This is a genomic window from Brachyspira pilosicoli P43/6/78, assembly GCF_000325665.1.
GTDB lineage: Bacteria > Spirochaetota > Brachyspiria > Brachyspirales > Brachyspiraceae > Brachyspira > Brachyspira pilosicoli.
In genome coordinates, this window is sequence record NC_019908.1 from 893717 (window position 1) to 918357 (window position 24641).

Sequence of the window (24641 nt, forward strand, 5' to 3'; positions counted from 1 at the left end):
TTATTTGCACTTTCGTGAAACGTGCACGAAGGGCAAAAACTTTGATGAAGTCCGCACAGAGAAGGCGGGAAAAAGTTGATAGAAAATTATTGTTACAATATACATTTAAAATTTTTAAGTTCATCAAAATTTAGTTTTTATTTTTTTATTATTATCGGGGACTAGCCCCCGAACCCCCACTTCTTTTGTTGCCACAAAGAAGCAAAAAGGCTGCATTTTTCAGATTAAAATACAGGCATTATTATATGGTTTATAGATATTCCAAAACATACAACGCTATAGTACTTGCACTTTTTGGTTTTTTTGATGAAGTCCGCACCGCGAGCTGCGGGAAAAAGAACAATAATAGCAGTAATAAAAATTTGACAGAACAAATAAAATCAATTATACTGTATAAAAATACTGTCAACGAGGTGGAATATGGAAAATAATAATGAAGAACAAATAAGAAATAAGTTTGAAAAAATATTCCAATATGAAAACAATAAGGACGCATTCCTTGATTATTTTTATGGAAGAACAAACAGCTGCCATACTTCAATAAGGTATTACCTCACTGATGACCAAGAAATTTTCAAATTTTATTTTGATGAAAATACTAAAGAAGAAGATAAAAAAGCTTTATCAAGATACGCTGCAACTGTAATTAAATATATATATAAAGGCGATACTACCAATAAAATTTTAAGATTATGCGTTGGTGAAGATTTAGAAAAAGTATTAATAGAAAGTTATAATATTACATATGAAAGAGAATATGGTACAAAATATGCTAAGTCTGGTTTAATCCATAATGAAGCAAATAAGTACATACAAATACAAGTAAATAATTTGGGGGGGTTTTTAGGATTAGAATATTATACTCCTAAAGACTTTAATCAATATTTAGAAAAAGTAAAAAATGATAATGAAATATTATTAAAAAAAGCACCTCATTTATTATTGACTATTTTTGTATACCTCATAAATAGAGATGATGATAAAAGCCTTATTAAACAATTATTAAATTATATAGACTCTCTAAAAATTAATGATGAAGAAACTACTGCACTGCTTTTTACTATAGCTGATAAAGATGAAGAAGTGTATAAAAGATTAATCAATATTTTAAATAAAGATAATAATATGATTTATTTTCTTGTAAATATATCACGTGAAATGGTAGGAAGAACAGGACAATTATATAAAAGATTATTTAAAAGCTATTCAGAGGATAAACTATATTATTACTATACGAGAGAACTTATACCTGAATATTTAAAAATATGCTCTTTCCCTAAAGAATGTATTTTATTAAGCAAAATACTTAATGACAACACTCTTTTTATTTCTAAGCATACATTGGAAGTAAAAAAATTATATGATGAAGATAAAGAAACTTTTTATAAACTTTATGAGATAATAGAAAAATCAAAATTTGAACAATTATATCTTGATTATGCTATGCTTTCATCAATTATGCTTGCAAGCGGTGATAATAAATATAATATTGATATTAATTCTATTGTAGCAAAGTTAAAAGAAATATGCGTATATTTATTAGAAACAAATGTAGTTATTAAAAGTTTTGATGAAATAATTTCTAAAAGCATTAAATATGTAAAAGAAAATCCTTATAGCAATCATAGTCATTATTTGTCAGCTATAATGTCGCTTGACGAAGTAAATGATGAAGCATCAGAAATTACTACTAAATTATTAAAGCATTATGGAATATATGGTAAAATTTCTATTTATGTTTCTACTCAGAAAATATTCTATAACAGAGATATTTTATCAATTAAAGAAAAATTAGTTAATGATAAAAAAGTGCAGTTAAAAGATATTTATTTATCATTATTAGACTCAAAAGATGATATTATCACTCTTATAAAAAACAATTTAGAAGAAACAAAAACTATTATTGAAGATAAATCATTTATCACTTCTATAACAGCAAATATTCAAGGCACTATATCATTTATCGATTATATTTTTAGTGATAAGTTAAAAAATTTGATAGATAATAAATTCGATTTTGTTTTCAAAGTTCTAGACACAGCAAAATCAAAAGAAATAAAAAAACATTGTGTATCAGTAATCAGTAATAATGAAAGCATTGTAAGAAGCGAAGTAGAAAAATTAGCAAATGAAGGAAAAGAAGCATCAAGAACAGTTTATAAAGAAATAATTAAATATTGGGATTTACAGAAGTTTGATGATGATTTTCAATTTACAAGCGTTGACGAAATAAACGAATATTTAAATAAATACTATAATGAAGGACATGAAACTCTAATAAAAGATATAGATGAAAATATACTTTCTAATATTTTATTAAAAGATAAACAAACTAAGGCACCTTTAAAAATAGTTCAGTATGTGTTTATGGAATATATTGCTTTAAAAGAGCCTTCTATATTAAAAGACTGCAACAAGATAGCAGAGTTTTTTGATATTGATTCATTTAGAAATGCACTTGATAATATATATACAAATTGGCTTAACAACAAAGCAGATACAAAATTAAAAAATATACTTATTCCATATTGTATTTTCCAGCCTGAAGATAAACTCTTAAAATTAAAAACTCAAATTGAAGAATGGGCATTAAATTCAAGAGGAGCATTAGCAGCACATGCAGTATATGCTATAGCATTAAATGCAAGCAAATTTGCATTAGTATTAGTTGATACAATGTCTGTAAAAGTAAAAAATAATCAGGTAAAAAATGCTGCAAAAGATGCATTAAAAAAGACTGCCAAAGCATTAGAGATTTCAGAAGATGAGCTAATAGATAAAATAATACCAGATTTGGACTTTGATAAAAAAGGAATGAGAGAACTTCATTATGGAGGAGAAGCTGACAGAGTATTTAAACTTCAAATAAAAAATGATTTCACTATCGAAGTAACAGATTCAAATGACAAAGTTTTAAAATCACTACCCACACCAAACAGCAAAGACGATAAGGCAATAGCAGATGCTTCTAAAAAAGAATTAACTTTGATAAAGAAAAATATAAAAATGATAAGCTCTAATCAAATGAGAAGATTAAATAAAGTATTATTAAATGGAAGAAAATGGTCTTATAAAACTTTTAATGAGCTTTTTGTTGACAACCCTATAATGAATATATTTGCTTTAAAGCTTATATGGGGAGTTTATGATGAAAATAATAATTTAATAGAAAGTTTTAGATATATGGAAGATGGAAGTTTTAATACTTTTGATGAAGAAGAATATATATTTGAAGATAGTCTAAAAAACAAAAAAAATATTACTTTAGTTCACCCCATAGAATTAGACGAAGATAAATTATCAAAATGGAGAAATCAATTAAGCGACTACGAAATATTACAGCCTATTAATCAGCTTAACTTATTATTTGAAGAAGTGAAAGAAGAGCATATAAAAAATAACAAAATCATTTCATTTGAAGATAAAGAAATAACAGCAGGCGAGATTATGTCAATGGCAAATAAAATGTCATTTGAAAGAAGCAGAGATATTGAAGACGGCGGAAGCTATAATTGTTATGAATTAAAAGATTCAATATTAGAAATCGCATGCCGTATAAATTTTGAATATATGTGGTTTGGAATGGATGCGAGTGAAAAAGTAACATTTATAGATATTACTTTCCACAAGTTAGATGAAAATTCAAACTATGATTATGAAGAATGCGTAAATCCTTTAGAAATTAATAAGAGATTTACTTCATCAATATACGGAACAGTAAAATCTTATTTTATAAAGTAAAGACTTTTATAACCTGCATATATCTTTAAAATGTATGCAGGTATTATAATTTTTTAATTAGTAATATGAATTATTAAATTAAAACACTATAAATATTTATTAATTTAATTTTAAACAAATATATTACTTTTCAAAAGGATATTTTATCTTCCAGCTTCTTCTTAAAGTATCCATTATATTCATAACTCTTATAATATCTTCATGAGGCATCTCTTTACATTCTAACTTTTTATTTCTAATAGCATCTGCACAAGAAATAACCTCATATTCATAACCGCTTATTTGTTTTGGAACTTTAATAGTTTTTACAACTTTTCTATCTAATGAATAAACTGTTATGCTTTCTGGATTATTAATATTTTTTACAACAATGTACCCTTTATCTCCGTTAATAACACCTTCCCTATTTGTTAATGCTGACATAGTGCTGTTTAATACTGCCATTTTGCCGTCATCAAAAGTAAGCGTAATAGAGTTTTGTTCATCTACTCCTTTTTTAGTTTTCACGCAAGTAGAATCTATTTTTTTTATTTTATTTCCAAATACCATAAGAGCAAAATTGATAGTATAAACTCCAACATCAAGCAAAGCTCCTCCTGCTAATTCTGGTTCTATCAATCTTTCTTTTTTATTTATAACATATCCTAAATTTGCTGTTAGAGAACTTACTTTACCTATAATGCCGCTTTTTATAGTTTCATTAATTATATCTCTGCTTGGCATATATCTAGTCCAAATAGCTTCAGCAAGTAAAAGTTTTTTCTTTTTGGCAAGTAAAATAACATCTCTCGCTTGTTTTGTATTAACTGTAAAAGCCTTTTCACATAAAACATTTTTATTATTATTAAGACACAATTTTATATGCTCATAATGATGAGAATGAGGTGTTGCTATATAAACCAAATCTACATTTTCATCTTTAACCATCTCTTCATAAGAACCATAAAACTTTTTAAATCCATGTTTTTTAGCAAATGCCTTACTTCTTTTTATATCTCTTGCACTCACAGCATAAGATTCTACATCTTTAATTTTTGCAATAGTTTTAGCCATAATTTCAGCTATAGAACCTGCACCTATAAAACCTATATTAATTTTTTTCATTATAAAAAACCTCTTATAAAATGTTTATAGAAAGATAATATTATTATTTAATATATTGTCAAGAAAATTATTTACCATAAACTTTTTAAATATATTAAAACTCATTTATCTATATATAAATTTAGTTAATCAATATTCAAAAATATAAATAAAAAATTTGAATCTAAAAAAATAATTTAATTTTATTTATTAAACTATTTCTTTAATATCTGATATATTTGAATTGTATATTTCAGCATTTCTTGATAACTCAATGATAGCTTTAGCAAAATTTAAATTATCATTTAAACAAGGTACTAGTATAAAATCTTTTATATCATATTTATTTATAGCTTCTTTTCTGTATTCCATATCTATTTCATAAATTGTTTCAGAATTGTCTATTGTAAATGCTAATGGATATATTATTAATTTTTCTCCTTTATATTTTTTTATTATGTCTATTGTGGCAGGAGAAAGCCATTCAATTTTTCCTATTTTTGATTGATAAGAAAGAACAATGTCTTTGAAATTAAGTCCTTCTTCATGTAGTTTTTCTTTTAATATTTCTATATTATAATTACATTCATATTCATATGGGTCACCTTTATCAGCATACATTTTTGGTATTGAGTGTGCTGAAAATATTAATACATATTCTTCGGGATTTTTATTTACTATTGACTCTTTTATTAATTGTACTATAGAATTATTATAATTATAATCATAATAGTATCTGTCTATTATATTAATTTTAGGATTATATTTTAATTTTTTTATAGCCTTATAAACACTTTCTAATGATGATTTTACTGTAACTTCTGAATATTGAGGATACATACTAAATAATGTAATTTCTTCTACATTTTTATTTTTTAATTCTTTCAGCACATCATAAGCATAAGGAGGAGTATAATTCATAATATATTTATAATCTGCTGAACTGTCTAATTTATTAAGTTTATTTACCAATTTTTCTGTATATTCATTTATAGGAGATTTTCCGCCTATAGCTTCATAGTGACTTATAACATCAGGCTTTATTTTATTTACTATTTTTTTTGCTACCATATTTCTTATAAAACTATTTTTTATATTTAGAATATGATAATCATTAAACATATTCACTAAAAAAGTATTTATTTCTTGAATATTTCTTGGTCCGCCCATATTTAATAATATAACATTTTTTTTCTTTTCAACAGTATTCATAATATATCCTTATTAGTAATTATTATTAATTATAATATATTTTTATTAATTAGTCAAACCAAAAACATAATTTTTATTGATGACAATTAAAATAAATTGATTTTATATTTGAGGATAAATTAAGAAAACTGTTTTAAATTTTATATTATATACAAAAAAAGATGCACCTATAAAAGATGCACCTTTATATTTATGTGTACTATAACTTATAGCTGTACTTTTTTAATTAAACTTGTAGAAAGTTCAGGTATATATATAACATTATCAACTAAATCAATATCAGCTACACCAGATAAAGAACCTTCAATTTTTTCTAATTGTTCTTTAGTATTTAAATCAAATACATATATACAAGCATTGTTATTAGCCATATCAACACCCCAATCAGAAACATATAATTTGCCATTAGCAATAGCTATACCATCTAAAGCACCAGCACCTAATCTTGAAGCTGTCCATTTAGTTAATCCTGTACCGTCTATATTTAAAGTATAAATATCTCCGCCATTAGCATCGCCGCCAAATGTACTTCCTGCTATATATAATACTCCATTGTCTAATAATATACCATTAGCACCAACTACTCCTGTTACTGATGAAGCAATAGATAAAGCTGAGTTATTATCTACTTTTACAAAATGAACTGTAGAAGCACCTGTGTCAGTTAAAGCTACTGTTGTAGGGTCTATAACTACTGTATCATTTAAGAATTTAGAACCTTCTATAGGAAGTTTAGTGATTATTTTATTTTCTTTAACATTAGCTAATACTAAATTACCTGTCATAGAACTGTCATTAACTTGGTCAGGAATAATAATAATATCATCAGTTAAGAAAGAAAAACCTTTAGGGCTGTCTAACTCACCTTCAAAAAGTTTTGTAGGGTTAGAACCATCTTCATTAGCAACAATAATAAATCCATCTTTAGGAGCATTAGGGTCACCTAAATTTGCTATATATAATTTACCATTTCTAAACTTAACACTTTCAGGTGCTGCTAATCCTTCTATTGTTATTCCCATAGCTTCTTTTTTGTATTGAGCTCCTGAAGTGCTGTTGCTAGCTTTAGTTGTTCCATCTCCAGAATTATTTGAACAAGAAACTGCAAATACTACTAATGATAAAATTAAAAAAACTTTATTCATTTTTATCTCCTTTTTTTATTTATTGATTCTGAAAAACTTATATAGTATTTTCAATATTATATCAATACCTATTAAGTAAAAATATTGTTACCAAAAGAGTTACAACATTAAAATAAAAAGCTATTGACTATTATGCCTATTCAATTTATTATAATATCATGAAAATTAACACAAAATTATCAGTTGCCACACATATAGTTTTATGCATAGCCTTTTTTGAAAATGAAGGAACAACATCAAATTTAATTGCTAAAAGCGTAAAAACTAACCCTGCCATAATAAGAAGAATTCTATTAAAACTTCAAGATGCTGAAATAGTTGAAACTACTAAAAAGGGAAGCAAACTTATAAAAGATGAAAAAGATATAACATTACTCTCAATATATAAAGCAGTATTCACAGAAGAAGAGAGAGGTTTGTTTAACTTTCATCACCCTAACCATGTATGTCCAGTGGGATGTGCTATGTTTGATGTACTTGGGGAAGAGTTTAATAACGTAAGAGAAGACTTTGAAAAATCATTATCTAAAATAACTATAAAAAAAATAGCAGATGAAGTGAGAAAAAAGAAAAAAGCATTTGGATTTTATGAATAAATAATTTTTTTAATGTTTTAAAATTGTTATTTTATTTCCTTCCAATTTTATTATTTTTTCCTTTGATAATCTATTTAATTCTCTTGATAATGCACTTCTATCTGAAGATATAAACTCTGCTAATTTATCTCTATTATACGGTATTACTATATTATTAGATTTTTGTATATTAGACATATATTTCAAATAAAGCATTATTTTACTTCTTAAACTTTTTTGACTTAGAATATCATTTTTTATAGAAAGGAATATATTTTTATCAGATAGAACCCTAATTAAATTTTTCTAAAAAAATTGCATTATTAAAAATATTATTAGTATTTATTTTTAATATTTTAGTATCTGTAAAAGATAATGCCTGTATAGTAGAAATTTTATTTGTAGATAAAGCAAAAGATTCAGCAAAAATATCTCCCGCATTTAATATATTAACTATATTTTTTCTCGCATCATCATATTCTTTGGAAACCTCTACCATACCATCTAATATTAAATAAATATTATCTATGTAGTCTCCTATATCTATAATGGTATTTCCTTTTTTATATGATTTATTTTGAAAGCTATTAATCATATTAAGAACATTATCTCTATCTATATTGCTGAATAAACTTGATTTTAATATTATATCTATATATTTTTCCATAAGACAAACCCTAAAACATCAATATATTCAATAAGTAATATAGTATTTTTTATTAAAAAATCAATATTAGTTAGTTGCTATAGCAACTGAGTTTTTTATAAAAAATTATATTATATAAACATAAATAACTTTTATCTTTTACACATAGGAGTTTAGCAAAATGAAAAGAAGAATAATAAAAATAGATGAAGATAAATGCACAGGCTGCGGAGAATGCATACCTGATTGTCCTGAGGGAGCTTTGCAGATAATAGACGGAAAAGCAAGACTTATAAGTGATTTGTTTTGCGACGGACTTGGAGCTTGTATAAAAAAATGTCCAGAAAATGTAATGACTATAGAAGAAAGAGAAGCAGAAGAATATAATGAAAAAAAAGTAATGGTAAATATTATAAAAGGCGGTATTAATGTAATAAAAGCTCATCTTAAACATTTAAAAGAACATGGAGAAGAAAAACTATTAAAAGAAGCTATAGAGTATATGAAAGAAAATAATATAGAAGTTCCTGAATTGGAAGATAAACCTTGCGGTTGTCCTGGAAGTATGCAAAGAGATATGAGAAATAAAATGTCTGCATCTAATAACAATATAGAAATGCATTCTGAATTAAGAAACTGGCCTATACAATTAAAACTTATAAACCCAAATGCTCCATATCTTGATAATATAGATTTACTTATTAGTGCAGATTGTGTTCCTTTTACTTATGCGAATTTCCATTCAAAATTCTTAAAAGGAAAAGTGCTTATGATGCTTTGTCCTAAACTTGACAGCGACATAGATTCATATATAGAAAAGCTTGCTAATATATTTAAAACAAAAAATATAAAATCTATTACAATAGTTCGTATGGAAGTGCCTTGCTGCGGAGGTGTTGAAATGATAGTAGAAGCAGCTCTTAAAAAAGCTAATAAAAACATCATCATAAAAGAATACACTATATCAATAGACGGAGAAATAATATAATAAAAATAATAATGAGATGATTATAAACTAATCATCTCATCATACTTGAAATTATTAATCTTAAGATATATCATTCTTTATAATATATTTAAGGATTAATTTTCAATGAAAAAAAGAGTTCTCATACTTGGTGCCACCGGTTCTATAGGAGTAAACACTTGCTCTGTAATAGAACATTTTTATAATGACTTTGAAATAGTAGGAATTACTACAAATACTAAAATTGATGTTTTAAAAGAAGAATGCATTAAATTCAAGCCAAAATATGTGCATATATCTTCTAAAGAAGCATTAGATAATTTTAAAAATTTTAATATAGATGTTAATATTCATGAAGGAAGCATAGCTGATTTTGTAAAAGATATTGATTTTGATATACTAGTAAATGCTTTAGTAGGATATTCTGGTTTTCTTCCAACAATAGAAGCAATAAAAAAATCTAAAGTTGTAGCATTAGCAAATAAAGAAACATTAGTTGTAGGCGGAGATATAATTAATGATTTATTAAAAAAACATAATGCTAAATTAGTACCAATAGACAGCGAACATTCTGCAATTTTTCAAATATTAAATCATTTTAAAAATGTACCAATATCAAAAGTAATAATAACAGCATCAGGAGGACCTTTCTTTAGAACTCCAAAAGAAGAGTTAAAAAATGTTACAGTAGAAATGGCATTAAAACACCCAACTTGGAATATGGGCGGAAAAATTACAATAGACAGTGCCACTATGATGAACAAAGGTTTTGAAGTAATAGAAGCTCATCATTTATTTAATTTGGATTATGACAAAATAGAAACTATAATACACCCTCAAAGTTTAATACATTCTATGGTTGAGTTTGTAGACGGAGAGATATATGCTCAAATTGGAAAGAATGATATGCGTCTTCCTATACAGCATGCCCTCACCTACCCAGAAGTAAGAACAACACCATTTGAAAAATTAAAGCTTTATGAACATAGCGAGATTAATTTTTATAAGATGGATTTTGATAAGTTTATTATGCTTAAACTTGCATATGAATGCGGTAAGAAAGGCGGACTATATCCTTGTATATTAAATGCTGCTAATGAAGTATGTGTGTATTCATTTTTAGAGAAAAAAATATCATTTACTGAAATATTTGATATAGTAGAAAAAATGGTAAAAATAAATGTTGATCACATACCGCTTACTGTAGAAAATATTATAAAAATAGACAATGAAACTAGAAAAGAAACTTTAAAATTAATAGAAACTATAAAACAAATGTGAGAAAAATTATGAAAGAAAAAATAATAATTGGTTTTTCAAAATTAATAATATTTAGAGAAATACTAAAGACAAAGACAATAAAAAAATTAATAAAGTTATTAAAATATAATTCTAATGATGAAGCAGAAACAACATATTTATATTATAATTTTTTAAATGAGCTTTACAATTATAATGATAATATAGGAGATTTTTTATTAGAGTATATATTTAGAGATAACAACATATATATAAAAAAACTATTATTAAAACAAAATATAAATAAAAATATAGAAAATGCTCTAAAAGAAGAATTAGATTTTTTTAGTTATTTATCTGAAATTAATTTTTCTGATATTTATAATAATTTAGCAGAGTTAGAAACAAAAAAAATAGATTTCTATAGTATCTACTCTACTCATATAAAAGAAATAAACAAAAAAGGATACGGCATATTTTATAACAGTAATATGTTCACGCTTGATGAAAAAAACAATATCACCAAAGCAAAACATCAAGACAATCAAAATATAAAACAATTATATGGTTATGATAGAGAAAGAGAGAAAGTAATACAAAATACTAAAATTTTATTAGAAGGCAAAAAAGCTAATAACATACTTCTTTATGGAGATGCTGGTACTGGTAAAAGCAGCACTATAAAAGCAGTAGCCAATATGTTTAGAGATGAAGGTTTAAGGCTTATTGAAGTTAAAAAAAGCCAATTATCACTTATACCAGATATAATACAAAAATTAAGTTTAAGCCCTCTTAAATTTATAATATTTATAGATGATTTAACTTTTTCTTATAATGATGACAGCTTCTCATATTTAAAAGCTGTACTTGAAGGAGGAGTAAACTCTTTTCCACAGAATATAGTAGTTTATGTTACTTCCAATTATAGACATTTAATAAAAGAAAACTTTAATGACAGAACAGGCGATGATATACATGTGGAAGACACTATTCAGCAGATAATGAGTTTAACAAACAGATTTGGTATAGTTATAACCTTCCAAAGACCGGATAGGGATTTATTTATAGATATAGTATTATCTTACGCTAAAGATAACAATATACAAATAAACAAAGAAGAGCTTATAAAACAAGCCGAAAGCTACGCCATAAGAAGTGCTGGAAGAAGCCCAAGAGTAGCAAAGCAATTTATAGAAACATTAATATTATAAAATTATTTTTCTATATATCTGTAAACTTTTAATTTATCATCACCAGCAATGAGTTTAGCATCATTCGGCAAATTATTTAATATATCATCATAAGGCTTTGATTTGCCTGTAGTTTTTAATCTTATATTTTCTACTTCATAATATATAAAATAAGTTAATTTTGAATTATCATCTTTATTCCAATCCAAATTAGGAAAATAAGCTAATCTCATATTACTAAAATAATTATCATCATAAGGTATTATCTTAAATGGCTTTCCTTCAGCATCTTTAGATATTGCTGTTAATATATTTTTAAATTTTTTCTCTGTATATGGAGCTTCAAATAAATTATAATAACGAGGCATATGCAAAAAACCCATATTGATGGTATTTAATGTAAGCAATAATATAGAAATTAATAATAATTTATTTTTATCTTTTAAAAGCTCATTAAATAGTATTATTATAGTTATAAAAGAAAAAGCAAATATACCATATAAATATCTAAATGTACCAGGAGCTGATTTAAATATAAAAAATGTAAAACAAGTAGCTGGTATAAATAGAAGATAAAAAATAAAAACCTCTTTTTCAATAATAGATTTACAATTATATAATTTATTTTTTCTTGATTTAATCAAAAATATTATAGAAAATATAAATCCCGCTAAAGAAATAATGGCAGTAATAGCTAAAAATATCATACCTATAAAAAAAGTGTTTTCATTAAACCAAAAATAGTTTACAGGTGTTGAATTAGTTCCATACAAAACAGAAAGTTCGTTAGTAGGAAAAATTAATACTGAATAAACTTGAGGCAGCCCCTTAAAATTTGAAGAGCTTTGCATATTAAGCATAAGATTTGTATTAAAAAATCCATTTTTAATTTCAGAAATCAAATAAGGCAAATATGTTAAAAAAGCAATAAATACCCCAATTAAATGAGCTTTAATATATTTCAATGTTCTTTTGTACCTAATGATAAGATAAATAATGGTAGTAGGAACAATAGAAAAAAATACAGCTATATGACCCTGAGCCATTAATGCTTCTAATGGAAAAATAAACATTGCAGATATAAAAGCTAACTTTTCATCACTATTTGAAACATATTCCGAAAAAACTATCAGTAATATAAAAGAAAGCATCAATGGTATATTAGGATTCCAAAAATCATTAGAAGAAAATATAACATAACCATTTGTAAGAATTAATGCAGACAAAACCGCACATATATAAAGTGAAAATCTCTTGTACACCCAAAATAAAAACAAAGCAAGTATTATAAAACAAAGCATAATATAAATAATTCTAGCACCAACAATAGACTCCCCAGCCAAACTATAACATAATAAATAAATGATATAATAAAATCCGCCTGGTATTCTTGCATATGTAGTATTATCCCTAACATCAGAGCTATTCATGAGCCTATTACCTACAACAGGTATAGTTTTAGTTTCATAATACTGTTTCATATCATATAAATGATAAATTGGATCTATATAAATTGCTGTTTTATTGAAAGCATAAAAATGTATAAATATCATAGATGCAAATGATACTGCAATAGATAAAATTAATATTTTTTTCATACAATCACCATATAATTAACTATTTTAATTTGATTTATATAAATATAATAAACTATTATTTGTAATTAATCTAGATGTTTCTTTTATGTTATTTATATAATTACTTGCATATTGAGAATTTAGATTCCAAAAATATTGTTTATTTATTATAGTTAAAATATTTGAAGAGCTTGAATTCTCATTAAAAACAAACTCTGGAAATAATATCTTTGCAAAATCATTATAAAATCCATCAGTTACAGGGTCAAAAGGTCTTACAATTTTTACTCCATCACTATATTCAAGTTCACTTATTGATTTTGTAATAAGTTTAACAGATTCCATATCCATAGGCTTTTCATAATTATTTATATAAGTAATTAATTGAATAGATATTACAAATATATTAATTATTAACATAGAATATATTATATATAAAAATTTATTATTATTTTTCATTGAAAACTGAATAAAAAATAGTATTATTGGTATATAAGATAATGCAAAAATAGAATATAAATAATGTACAACAGCTATTTTTCCTCCAGCAAGCAAATTAATTATTATAGTAATTGGAATAAATAATAAAAATATAGTAAACATTTCCAAAATATTTTTTTCATTATTAGATTGAGCAACATATTTTTTATTAAAATAAAAATATAAAGCCCTGCAAAAGCAAGCAAACGAGAAAATAACACTAATAAATAAGAATGATATTCCTAGAATTTTAAAAGGATATAATTTCCAAAAATTAATAATAGCATCTATCTTAGTTCCGTACAAAAATGACATTTCATTTGTGGGAAATAAAAATATAAAATGTATTTGAGGAAATGTGAATTTGCCAAGACTTTCCTTTAATGTAAAAATCATATTTAAATTATTAAAATTATTTTGAAGCTCTGAAATCAAATATGGCAAATATAATAGAAAAGATATAAATACACCTAAACTAAAAAATTTAAAATATTTCAAAGTTCTTTTATACCTAATAATCAAATATATTATTAATGTTGGTATAGCAGAAAAAAAAGTAAAAAAAATGACCTTGAGCTATTACAGCAAGTATTGGAAAAAGAAATACAGCAGAAATTCTTACTATAATTTTTCTTTTATCATCTTCTTCATTTTTATCTATATATTCAAACAAAAATATAAAAAATATAAAACTAAATATTAATGATAAACTAGGATTCCAAAAATTAACTATAGAAAGTATAAAATATCCATTACATAAAATTAAAGGACTAATAAAAGCTACACTAATAAGTCCAAATTTTTTATAAAACCAAAATAGAAATATTGATATTATTATTAAATTAAATATGAGATTAATGATTTTAGCACCTAATAATTTTTCACCAGATAGCTTATAAAATAATGTATAAAATATATAATAAGCCCCTCCTGGCACTCTTGGAGTTGTATATTCTTCATCTATAACCTTGCTTGCAATAAATCTTGCACTTGTAGTTGGAACTTTATTGCTTTTATACCATTTATTCATATCATAGAAATGCTGAAGCTGGTCTATATTAAATGCCCTTCTTGGCATAATATAAGAAGATAAAAATATATTTATAATAATAGATAATAAAATTAAAATTATAAATTTACTATTTTTTTTCATAAAAGTATTTATTTTCATACTAAATGGCAAGCACAGTAATGCCCGCTTTCTACTTCTCTAAACTCTGGAGCTTTCTCAGCACAAATAGCCTGAGCCTTAGGACATCTAGTTCTAAACTTACAGCCTGAAGGAGGATTGATTGGAGAAGGTATCTCCCCAGAAAGTATTATACGCTGTTTAGTTTTTGCTATAGAAGGTTCTGATATTGGTATAGCAGAAATTAAAGACTGAGTATAAGGGTGAAGCGATTTTGTATATAATGATTCACTGTCTGTAAGCTCAACAATATTACCCAAATACATAACAGCTATTCTTTTAGATATTTGACGCACCACTGCTAAATCATGAGCAATAAACAAATAAGTAAGCTTCATATCCTGCTGCATATCATAAAGCATATTTATAATCTGAGCCTGAATAGAAACATCTAAAGCAGATACAGGTTCATCGCAAACTATAAACTCAGGGTCAACAGCCAAAGCACGAGCTATACCTATACGCTGTCTTTGCCCGCCGGAAAACTCATGCGGATATCTTTGTGCCTGCTCAGCATTAAGCCCAACAAGTTTAAGAAGATTTATTACTTTCTCTCTTCTTTCTATTTTTTGTAGAATAAAGTTTATGTACATCAAGAGCTTCCCCTATTATATCTTCAACAGTCATACGAGGATTAAGTGAAGCATAAGGGTCTTGGAAAATAATTTGCATTCTTTTAGCATACTGTCTGTAATTATTTTCATTAACTTCTTCTCCATCAAAAAATATTTTACCGCTTGTAGGTTTATATAAATGAAGCAAAGTTCTTCCAAGTGTAGTTTTTCCGCTTCCGGATTCTCCTACAAGTCCAAAAGTTTCACCCTTATTTATTGTAAAAGATACTCCATCAACGGCCTTTACTGTTTGTATATTTCTTCCAAACAAACCGCCCTTTATTTTAAAATGTTGTTTTAAGTCTTGTATTTCTATTAAAGGTGCCATAATTTTTCCTTTTATTTTCTATAATTAATTAGGCATTTGATGAAGCCAGCAAGCAGAAAAATGCCCTTTTTCAAACTCAGTTCTAGGAGGTTTATTATCTATACAAACCTTCATACATTCTTCGCATCTTGTGCTAAAAGGACAGCCTGCCTTCATATTAAGCAAATCTATAGGAGTTCCTTCTATAGGTATAAGTCTGTCTTGCTTTATATCAATACGAGGTAAAGATTTAAGAAGTCCCAAAGTATAAGGGTGTTTAGGTCTTTCAAATATATCAAATACAGTACCTCTCTCTACTATACCGCCTCCATACATTACTATAATATCATCAGCCATATCAGCAACAATTCCAAAGTCATGTGTAATAAGAATAACAGCCATTTGTATTTTTTTCTGTATATCTTTGATAAGCTCAAGTATCTGTGCCTGTATGGTAACATCAAGTGCAGTTGTAGGCTCATCGGCAATAAGTATTTTAGGGTCTCCTGCAAGAGCCATAGCTATCATTATACGCTGACGCATACCGCCTGAAAGCTCATGCGGATATTGTTTTATTCTTCTTCTTGGTTCATTAATACCAACCAATGTTAAAAGCTCTACTATTCTCTCTATCGCATCTGTTGTGCTTATTTTTTTATGAGTAGTTAAAGCTTCCATAAGCTGATTGCCTATAGTGTATACAGGATTTAAACAAGTCATGGGGTCTTGGAAAATCATCGATATAGAATCACCCCTTATTTTTCTTTTTTTCATGCTCTGAAAGTTTAATCAAATCAGTACCTTCAAAAAGTATCTCTCCATTAATAATCTTACCCGGCTCTTCAATAAGCCCCATAATAGAATAAGCAGAAACACTTTTGCCGCTTCCAGACTCCCCTACTATTCCCAACACTTTAGATTTATCTAATTTATAAGAAATATTATTAACAGCCTTAACTTCCCCAAGCGGTGTAAAAAAAGATACGCTTAAATTTTTAACTTCTAATAAACTTTCCATTAAATACCACCTTTATTTAATAGCTCTTTATCTGTTTTTCATTCTAGGGTCTAAAGCATCTCTAAGTCCATCACCCACCAAATTAAAACAAAGTATTATTATACTTATTAAAGCAGCAGGAAAAAGCAGCTGATAAGGATAAGAATAAACCCCGCTAACAGCATTTGAAGTTAAAGAGCCAAGCGAAACCATAGGAGCACTTACACCCAAACCTAAGAAACTTAAAAAAGCCTCAACAAATATAGCATTAGGTATTTGAACCATAGCTGATACTATTATAGCACCCATAGCATTAGGTATTAAATGCTTAAAAATTATTCTGCTATGCGGAGTACCCAAAGCCCTAGCAGCAGTTACAAACTCCTGATTTTTTAATGCTAAAATTTGTCCCCTAGTCATTCTAGCCATATTAGTCCAATAAAGCAAAGATATAACTATAAATATACTAAAAAGTCCAGGTCCCAAAAGACCAATACCTCTTAAAGATTCGCTTTGTAAGAATAATTTATCCATAGGAGCTTTAAGCACTACAGATAATAATACAACAATTAAAAGCGTAGGCACAGCACTGATAATATCTACTATACGCATCATAATATTATCAAGCATACCGCCAAAATATCCAGATATAGAACCATAAACTATACCTATTATTACAACCAAAGTAGCAGAAACAATACCTATTAAAAGAGATATTCTAGCCCCTATCATACAGCGTACAAGTAAGTCCCTTCCCAAAGTATCTGTACCAAATGGGTGTTCTAATGTAGGCAAACTATTTTCTACGCCTCTGTTTATCTGTGCATATTCATATTCTGATACTATAGGTATAAATATAGAAAGAAGAGTAATAATACCTATTATTATAATAGAAACTAAAGCTACTTTATTTTTTTTGAATCTTCTATATGCATCCTGCCAATAAGTTACACTCTCTCTTTTTACCTCTGCAGCAGCTTTTTCTTCTTCGCTTGCCTTTACAAATAACGATTTATCTAAACTATTTTCCATTTTGTTATTCCTTAATATTAATCTTGAATCTTTATTCTAGGGTCTATAATACCATAAGATAAATCAACTAAGAAATTCATCGCTATTAAGAAAGCACCATAAAATATAGTAACTCCTAATATTGTAGGATAATCTCTTTGAGTAATGCTTTCAACAAAGTATCTTCCAAGACCAGGTATATTAAAAATCTTCTCCACAACAAAAGAACCAGTAAGTATAGCAGCAGCAAGAGGTCCTATGTATGTAACAATTGGTATAATAGCATTTCTTAAAGCATGCTTAAATATAATAATACTTCTTGATATACCCTTTGCCCTAGCTGTTTTTATATAATCTTGGTGAATAACATCAAGCATAGAACTTCTCATAAGCCTAGCCATAAAACTAAGTGAACTAAATGATAAAGCAAAACCAGGCATTAAATATTGCTTAAAAGAATCAAAACCATAAGCAGGAAGTATTTTTAATTTTACAGAAAAAATAATTATAGAAACAGTAGCAACAACAAAACTAGGAACCGCTATCCCCAAAGTAGCTGCCACCATAACTGCCCTATCTATCGCTTTACCCTGTCTAAGAGCAGCAATAATTCCAAACAAAACGCCTATAGTAGTTGATATAAACATACTAAATATTCCAAGCCTAAAAGACACAGGAAAAGCTCTCACTATAGTACCAGATACAGATTGACCTATTTTAGTGAGAGAAGTACCTAAATCTCCTTTAATTGCATTTTTTAGATAGTTTGCATATTGAACAACAAGGGGCTTATCTAAACCATATTTTTTATTTAAATTCTCCAAAGCAACTTTACTAAGCGGCTTCTCTCCAACAAATGGTCCCCCCGGTACCGTATGCATTAAGAAAAAAGTGATAGTTACTATAACAAACAAAGTTAAAACTGATATAAACAGTCTCTTCAAAACATAATCAAGCATAAAATATACCCCGAAATTAATAATTAATTATACAATTATTAAAGATATTCAATTATATAATAAAAATATTCTTTCGTCAATTATAAAAACTGAATAAAATTACATGTAAAAAGCGTCATGCATATTCTATTTCTATCAGAGACCTTAAAGCACTCTTAGCTTCGCTTAAAAATCTCTGACTAGGATCAACTTTATAATTTTCACCTATCTTAAATACTTCAGTGCCGCTTTCTGATTTGAGTTTCAAGAAAATAGTATAATCACCAGGGTTTGATGATATAGCGTTTTGCAAGCATAATAAATCCATATCATCAAATATATTTTTATTAACATAAAGTGCTAATTGTTTTTTACCTGTATTAGTGTTTTTTATAATATTGTTATTAGTTTTCACCGCATGAGTTTCTTTATTATTAACAGTATTTTCATTAGACGGTTTAGGTATTTTATTTTCTGTTACTAAAGTTTCTGCATTATCTCTTTTTATTTCTCTTTTTACTTCTTTCAACACATTCTTTTTATCATTAAGTACACTGTCTAAATCTTTTATATCTATTATGTTGTTATATATTTTACCAGAAAACTTATTTTTATCTCTTTTACCTCTTATTAGTATGCCCATATTTTCATTAAGCAAATCTCTATATTTATCTGTTTTTGTTGTAATATAGAAAGTACTCTCTGTAAATAAATCTATAACTTTTAATATAAGCATAGGACTATTTTTCTTTGTAGTGCCTTCTGATATATTCATTAAAATAGCAGGTATAGAAAACTCATATTTATCTTCAAGTTCTTCTAATTCAAGCAAATTGTTAAAATACTTATAATCAATCTTTGTAATATATCTTGCAAAAGGATGATATCTCAAAGAAAATCCTAAAACCTCTTTTTCATTTTCCATTAAAATATTATTAGCATATTCAACTTGTTTTTCTATCACCAAAGAAGCACTTCCTGTATCATCTTCAGACATAGAATCAAAAAGCATAGTCTGACCAGATAATGTTTCTTTTTGATAGTTAGATGCATGAGCAAGTATTGCATCAAGTGAAGAAATTAATGCACTTTCTGTATGACCAAAATCTGAGAAAGCACCGCATTTTATAAGCGTTTCATAAACCTTTCTATTAACCAAATGAACATCAACTCTTTTTACAAAATCTTCTAAATTCTTAAACTGTCCATTATTTTCTCTCTCTTCCTGTATAGCCAAAGCAGCCTGAAGCCCTACACCCTTAACAGCATGTAAAGCATATACTATCTTTCCATTCTTTTGAGAGAATAAAGCATCACTTTCAAAAACGCTCGCAGTAACAACTTCTATATTTTTTTGTTTAATTTCGTTTAAGTATAATGCTATCTTATCAGTATCAGCTATTACAGTATTAAGCAAAGCTACATAATATTCCATAGGATAATGAGCTTTTATATACGCCTCTTGATAAGCTATTAAAGCATAACAAACAGAGTGAGATTTATTAAAACCATATTCAGCAAAACCTTTCATTGTATCAAAAAGATAGTTTAATAATTCTTCATCATATCCTCTTTCAAGTCCGCCGCTAATAAACTTCTCTCTCATAGAGTTCATTTTCTCTACGATTTTTTTACCCATAGCCTTTCTTAAGTCATCTGCTTCGGCGGCAGTGAAACCTCCTATAGCCCTACTTATAGCCATAATCTGTTCTTGATATATTAATACTCCCTGACTTTCTTTAAGTATAGGCTCTAAATCAGGGTGTTTATATACTATCTCTTTTCTTTTGTTTTTTCTGTCGGCATAATCTTTATCCATTCCAGATTTTAAAGGACCAGGACGGAATAATGCTACACTTGAAACTAAGTCATCAAAAGCTGTAGGCTGAATATTTAATAACATCTGACGCATACCAGGACTTTCAAACTGGAAAACTCCTCCTGTATCAGCATGTCTAAATATTTTGTAAACAGCTTCATCATCTAAAGGTATTTTATCTATATCTATTTCTTTGCCGTATCTTTCTTTTATATCTTTTATGGCATCTTTTATAAGTCTTAAGTTTTTAATACCCAAGAAGTCCATCTTTATAAGACCGGCACTTTCAACATAAGTCATCTCATATTGACAAGCTCTTGTACCTGTTTTAGAATCCTGATAAACCGGAGCTAAATCAGCTATAGGGTGAGATGATATAATTACACCAGCAGCATGAAGCCCAACATTTCTTACTAATCCGTCAAGCCTCATAGATATCTCATACATATTTTTAAGCTCTCTGCTATTATCAATCTCTTTTCTAAACTCAGCACAATCAGGGTGGTCATATATATCTACAACTCTTTTAATATCATCAGGTATGCTCTTAGCAAGTCTATCAGCAGTAGCTAAATCTATACCCATAACACGGCATACATCTCTTATAACAGAACGTCCGCCCAAAGCTCCAAAAGTGGCAATCTGAGAAACATTGTCTTTACCATATTTGTTTGTTACATAATCTATTACAACTTCTCTCTTATCATCTTGGAAGTCAACGTCTATATCGGGCATGCTCTTTCTTTCAGGATTCAAAAATCTCTCAAAAAGCAAATTATAATCTAGAGGGTTAACCTTTGTAATTCCGCTAGCAAATGCAACTATTGAACCCGCAGCACTTCCCCTACCAGGACCAACAGCAACATCATGATTTCTTGCATAGTTAATAAAGTCTTGAACTACCAAAAAATATCCTTCAAAACCCATCTTAGCTATAACACCCAATTCCATGTCAAGCCTTTCCATAGCCTCTTTTGGAATATCGTTATTATAATGCTTATTAAGCCCCTCTATACACATTTTTCTTAATGCTGTAGTTTCTGTCTCTCCATTAGGAAGCTCATAATTAGGCATATAATAAGTTTTTGTCATTATATTTAAATCTTTGCATTGCTCTGCTATTTTTACCGTATTTTCAAAAGCCTTAGGAAGCTTTGCAAAAGATTTTTTCATCTCTTCTTCAGTTTTTAAATGAAACTCATTGCTTGGAAACTTATATCTTCTTGGAGAATCTAAAGTAGCTTTAGTTTGTATTGCTAAAAGTATCTCATGAGCCTTAGCATCTTCTTTAGATACATAATGCACATCATTTGTAACTACTAATTCTATATTATGATGATTTGCTAATTTGTATAATGCACTATTTAATGTTTTCTCTTCTGCTAAACCGTGGTCTTGAAGTTCTATATAAAAATCTTCTCCAAATATAGATTTATAATACTCAGCTAATTTTGAAGCCTGTTTATAATCTTTTTTTCTTATAGCAATAGGAATCTCTCCGCCCATACAAGCAGATAAACAAATTAAACCCTTATTATATTTTTCTATTAATTCATGGTCAACTCTTGGTCTATAATAAAAACCTTCAGTATATCCAAAAGTTACTAACTTACATAAATTATTATATCCCTCTTTATCTTTAGCAAGAAGAACCAAATGCATAGCACTTTTTTCTTCAGAGTTATCTAATTTTTTGTCAAATCTAGTCTTTGGAGCAACATATACTTCGCAGCCTATGATAGGTATAATTCCTTTATCTTTAGCCTCAGAAAAAAACTCCATAGCTCCAAACATATTACCATGGTCTGTCATAGCTATAGCAGGCATATCCAATTCTTTTGCCCTATCTATTAAACCCGGTATAAGCCTTTTAGTTTTATCAACTTTAGAATATAATGATTTAATACGAGCAGCTCCATCAAGTATAGAATACTGAGTATGCACATGTAAGTGAACAAATGACATAAAATTATACCCCTAATTTTCTAAATCTTATTTTATACCCAATTATGTTAAATATCAAGTTAAAAACCGATTTAAAAACAATATTATCATACACTATAAATATTTACGGTAAAAAAAGCTAAAAATTAAATCCAAATATAATAAATTTCAAATAATATCAATAATAGTATAATAAAAAACGCATTTTAGGTATTGACATTTTTTATTAAACATGCTATTATACTGAAACAATTAAAGATAAAAAAATATTCCGAGATAGCTCAGTCGGTAGAGCAGGTGACTGTTAATCACCGGGTCGCAGGTTCGAGCCCTGTTCTCGGAGCATTATTTTAGCCCTATGTTTAATAGGGCTTTTTTATTGCAATAATTAATAATAAAATAACTAATTAAAAAATATAAACTCAATAATTTATCTTAAAAACAACCATAGAACAATCATCATCAGGACTCCTATAATCTAAATACTCATAAAAATCCTTCTTAATAGTTTCTACAATAGTCTCAGAACTATAAGCACTATTACTTATAAACATATCCTTTAATCTATCTATGCCGTATACATCATATTTATTTTTTGACTTTGAAGCCTCAATAATACCGTCTGTAAAAAACAAAAATACATCTCCATTATTAATCTCAATATCCTCTTCATGGAAATACGCTGTAGGAAATAAGCCTATTATTGTGCCTCCGTTTCTATATTCTTTAATAGCATTATTATGTATGGCAAGCAAAGGAGTATGAGATGCATTCGAATAACTTAAAACTCTATTTTTTAAATCTATTTTGGCAACTATCATAGTAGAATAATAACCATTAGGCATCATATTAATTAAGGTATCATTTATATCATGAAGCAAATCTCTAACACTTGTAAAACTTTTAGATAAATCCCTAAACGCCGTCTTTATTACAGCCGTTATTATAGCAGCATCTATACCATGACCGCTCACATCTGATATAATAAAAAGTATTTGACTAGTATCATCATTTAAATAAACATAGTCAAAAAAATCTCCCCCTATTATCTCAACAGGATTATAAAATGAATAAGAAGATAAATGCTCATTATTAGGCATTTTTTTAGGAAGCATAAAACTCTGTATCTTCTTAGCTTTTTTCATATCTTTTTTATACTTCTTTCTTATGTTGTCCAATACATCATATCTTCCTAATATATACATGTTTTTTTCTTTTAATTTTCTTATAGCATTCTGATAATCATATAATATACTGCTAGTAATTTTTGAAAGCCTATATGTAACTCCATTATTTTGAGTTTCCATTATTTCTTTATAATTGCTTATAGAACTATTTAAATAAAAATATACTATAGAAAAAGAAATTAAAAAAATTAAAAACAAAACAAGTAAAATAGCAAATACTATTTTTGTTTCATAATAGATTATAGAAGCAATATTTAATATAAGAAATAGCAAAGAAAATACTATAGCAATAATCTTAAAAAATATTAATAATTTTTCATTTCTCATATATTATTATAGATTATAACAAAAAGAAACAATTATGCAAATCTATTAATAATAAATAGTCATTAATAAAAAATATATTATTTTTTAAATATAAAAAATACAGCTAATATTAAACATAAAAAACCAATGAAATGATTAATTCTCAAAGTTTCTGTTTTGAAAAATACAACTGTAAATATTGTGAATATTGTTAAAGTAATAACTTCCTGCATAACTTTTAATTGCATAAGCGAAAAAGGTCCCCCATTTCCATTAAAACCAATTCTGTTAGCAGGCACTTGAAAGCAGTATTCAAATAAAGCAATGCCCCAGCTAATTAATATAACAAAAGGAAGAGATAATTTAGCAAAACCTTTCATCTCGCTAAATTTTAAATGCCCATACCAAGCTATAGTCATAAATGTATTTGATAAAATAAGAAGTATTATAGTAGTTATACCTTTCATAAGTTTC

16 protein-coding genes, 1 tRNA gene and 3 pseudogenes are annotated in these 24641 nt (G+C 27.0%); 6 read left to right on the forward strand and 14 right to left on the reverse strand.

Annotated features, from left to right (window positions below; translation table 11 throughout):
• The first annotated feature begins 420 nt into the window (after positions 1–420).
• Positions 421–3741, forward strand: a complete 3321-nt coding sequence (locus tag BPP43_RS03980) for a DUF4132 domain-containing protein (RefSeq protein WP_015274249.1) — start codon at positions 421–423, stop codon at positions 3739–3741.
• Positions 3742–3864: 123 nt separating this feature from the next.
• Here the strand turns inward: BPP43_RS03980 and BPP43_RS03985 are convergent, their stop codons facing one another.
• From BPP43_RS03985 to BPP43_RS03995, 3 genes are all read right to left on the reverse strand, one after another.
• Entirely contained in the window at positions 3865–4845 is a 981-nt protein-coding gene (locus tag BPP43_RS03985; RefSeq protein ID WP_015274250.1) for a Gfo/Idh/MocA family protein, read from the reverse strand.
• 189 nt (positions 4846–5034) lie between these two features.
• Complete coding sequence (gene hemH, locus BPP43_RS03990) at positions 5035–6036, reverse strand: ferrochelatase (RefSeq protein WP_015274251.1); 1002 nt, start codon at positions 6034–6036, stop codon at positions 5035–5037.
• Positions 6037–6242: 206 nt separating this feature from the next.
• Positions 6243–7181, reverse strand: a complete 939-nt coding sequence (locus tag BPP43_RS03995; RefSeq protein WP_014935782.1) for an NHL repeat-containing protein — start codon at positions 7179–7181, stop codon at positions 6243–6245.
• 158 nt (positions 7182–7339) lie between these two features.
• Here BPP43_RS03995 and BPP43_RS04000 point away from each other — a divergent pair, with 158 nt between their 5' ends.
• Entirely contained in the window at positions 7340–7777 is a 438-nt protein-coding gene (locus BPP43_RS04000; protein WP_015274252.1) for an RrF2 family transcriptional regulator, read from the forward strand.
• A 9-nt stretch (positions 7778–7786) separates the two neighbouring features.
• Here BPP43_RS04000 and BPP43_RS12650 read toward each other — a convergent pair.
• Positions 7787–8423 (reverse strand): annotated as a pseudogene (locus BPP43_RS12650) (Crp/Fnr family transcriptional regulator).
• 160 nt (positions 8424–8583) lie between these two features.
• On the opposite strand from BPP43_RS12650, the gene BPP43_RS04010 reads away from it, so the two are divergent.
• The 3 genes from BPP43_RS04010 (at position 8584) to BPP43_RS04020 (ending at position 11819) form a co-directional block, all read left to right on the forward strand.
• Positions 8584–9390 carry a 4Fe-4S binding protein gene (locus BPP43_RS04010; protein ID WP_015274253.1) on the forward strand — a complete coding sequence of 269 codons (807 nt, stop codon included), beginning with the start codon at positions 8584–8586 and terminating at the stop codon, positions 9388–9390.
• A gap of 105 nt (positions 9391–9495) precedes the next feature.
• On the forward strand, positions 9496–10650 hold the full coding sequence (dxr, locus tag BPP43_RS04015) for a 1-deoxy-D-xylulose-5-phosphate reductoisomerase (protein ID WP_015274254.1): 1155 nt from the start codon (positions 9496–9498) through the stop codon (positions 10648–10650).
• Between the two features lie 8 nt (positions 10651–10658).
• On the forward strand, positions 10659–11819 hold the full coding sequence (locus BPP43_RS04020; protein ID WP_015274255.1) for an ATP-binding protein: 1161 nt from the start codon (positions 10659–10661) through the stop codon (positions 11817–11819).
• A 2-nt stretch (positions 11820–11821) separates the two neighbouring features.
• Here the strand turns inward: BPP43_RS04020 and BPP43_RS04025 are convergent, their stop codons facing one another.
• The 8 genes and pseudogenes from BPP43_RS04025 to dnaE all read right to left on the reverse strand — a co-directional run bounded on the left by BPP43_RS04025 (position 11822) and on the right by dnaE (position 22695).
• On the reverse strand, positions 11822–13396 hold the full coding sequence (locus tag BPP43_RS04025) for an ArnT family glycosyltransferase (RefSeq protein ID WP_015274256.1): 1575 nt from the start codon (positions 13394–13396) through the stop codon (positions 11822–11824).
• A gap of 24 nt (positions 13397–13420) precedes the next feature.
• Positions 13421–13978 carry a hypothetical protein gene (locus tag BPP43_RS12015; protein ID WP_252832397.1) on the reverse strand — a complete coding sequence of 186 codons (558 nt, stop codon included), beginning with the start codon at positions 13976–13978 and terminating at the stop codon, positions 13421–13423.
• A 388-nt stretch (positions 13979–14366) separates the two neighbouring features.
• The gene (locus BPP43_RS12020; RefSeq protein WP_252832398.1) at positions 14367–15008 is read right to left on the reverse strand and encodes a hypothetical protein; all 642 of its coding nucleotides are present in this window, start codon (positions 15006–15008) and stop codon (positions 14367–14369) included.
• A gap of 14 nt (positions 15009–15022) precedes the next feature.
• Positions 15023–15986 (reverse strand): annotated as a pseudogene (locus BPP43_RS12655) (ABC transporter ATP-binding protein).
• Between the two features lie 24 nt (positions 15987–16010).
• Positions 16011–16983, reverse strand: a pseudogene (locus tag BPP43_RS04040) (ABC transporter ATP-binding protein).
• A gap of 27 nt (positions 16984–17010) precedes the next feature.
• Complete coding sequence (locus BPP43_RS04045; RefSeq protein WP_013245080.1) at positions 17011–17994, reverse strand: ABC transporter permease; 984 nt, start codon at positions 17992–17994, stop codon at positions 17011–17013.
• 17 nt (positions 17995–18011) lie between these two features.
• A complete protein-coding gene (locus tag BPP43_RS04050) occupies positions 18012–18932 on the reverse strand; it encodes an ABC transporter permease (protein ID WP_013245079.1) in 921 nt (306 codons plus the stop codon).
• A gap of 115 nt (positions 18933–19047) precedes the next feature.
• Positions 19048–22695, reverse strand: a complete 3648-nt coding sequence (dnaE, locus tag BPP43_RS04055; protein WP_015274257.1) for a DNA polymerase III subunit alpha — start codon at positions 22693–22695, stop codon at positions 19048–19050.
• A 249-nt stretch (positions 22696–22944) separates the two neighbouring features.
• On the opposite strand from dnaE, the gene BPP43_RS04060 reads away from it, so the two are divergent.
• Positions 22945–23017, forward strand: a tRNA-Asn gene (locus tag BPP43_RS04060).
• A 79-nt stretch (positions 23018–23096) separates the two neighbouring features.
• On the opposite strand, the gene BPP43_RS04065 is transcribed toward BPP43_RS04060, so the two are convergent.
• Both BPP43_RS04065 and BPP43_RS04070 read right to left on the reverse strand, forming a co-directional pair.
• Positions 23097–24188 (reverse strand): PP2C family protein-serine/threonine phosphatase, encoded by a 1092-nt coding sequence (locus tag BPP43_RS04065; protein ID WP_015274258.1) that lies wholly within the window; start codon positions 24186–24188, stop codon positions 23097–23099.
• A gap of 77 nt (positions 24189–24265) precedes the next feature.
• Positions 24266–24634, reverse strand: a complete 369-nt coding sequence (locus tag BPP43_RS04070; RefSeq protein ID WP_013245076.1) for a DMT family protein — start codon at positions 24632–24634, stop codon at positions 24266–24268.
• Between the last annotated feature and the right edge of the window lie 7 nt (positions 24635–24641).

Coding starts and splice junctions, on each gene's coding strand:
- BPP43_RS03995 (WP_014935782.1), bottom strand. CDS start 7,181: ATGAATAAAGTTTTTTTAATTTTATCATTAGTAGTATTTGCAGTTTCT.
- BPP43_RS04065 (WP_015274258.1), bottom strand. CDS start 24,188: ATGAGAAATGAAAAATTATTAATATTTTTTAAGATTATTGCTATAGTA.
- BPP43_RS04070 (WP_013245076.1), bottom strand. CDS start 24,634: ATGAAAGGTATAACTACTATAATACTTCTTATTTTATCAAATACATTT.
- BPP43_RS03985 (WP_015274250.1), bottom strand. CDS start 4,845: ATGAAAAAAATTAATATAGGTTTTATAGGTGCAGGTTCTATAGCTGAA.
- BPP43_RS04010 (WP_015274253.1), top strand. CDS start 8,584: ATGAAAAGAAGAATAATAAAAATAGATGAAGATAAATGCACAGGCTGC.
- dnaE (WP_015274257.1), bottom strand. CDS start 22,695: ATGTCATTTGTTCACTTACATGTGCATACTCAGTATTCTATACTTGAT.
- BPP43_RS12020 (WP_252832398.1), bottom strand. CDS start 15,008: ATGAAAAAAAATAGTAAATTTATAATTTTAATTTTATTATCTATTATT.
- dxr (WP_015274254.1), top strand. CDS start 9,496: ATGAAAAAAAGAGTTCTCATACTTGGTGCCACCGGTTCTATAGGAGTA.
- hemH (WP_015274251.1), bottom strand. CDS start 6,036: ATGAATACTGTTGAAAAGAAAAAAAATGTTATATTATTAAATATGGGC.
- BPP43_RS12015 (WP_252832397.1), bottom strand. CDS start 13,978: ATGTTTACTATATTTTTATTATTTATTCCAATTACTATAATAATTAAT.
- BPP43_RS04000 (WP_015274252.1), top strand. CDS start 7,340: ATGAAAATTAACACAAAATTATCAGTTGCCACACATATAGTTTTATGC.
- BPP43_RS04045 (WP_013245080.1), bottom strand. CDS start 17,994: ATGGAAAATAGTTTAGATAAATCGTTATTTGTAAAGGCAAGCGAAGAA.
- BPP43_RS04050 (WP_013245079.1), bottom strand. CDS start 18,932: ATGCTTGATTATGTTTTGAAGAGACTGTTTATATCAGTTTTAACTTTG.
- BPP43_RS04025 (WP_015274256.1), bottom strand. CDS start 13,396: ATGAAAAAAATATTAATTTTATCTATTGCAGTATCATTTGCATCTATG.
- BPP43_RS04020 (WP_015274255.1), top strand. CDS start 10,659: ATGAAAGAAAAAATAATAATTGGTTTTTCAAAATTAATAATATTTAGA.
- BPP43_RS03980 (WP_015274249.1), top strand. CDS start 421: ATGGAAAATAATAATGAAGAACAAATAAGAAATAAGTTTGAAAAAATA.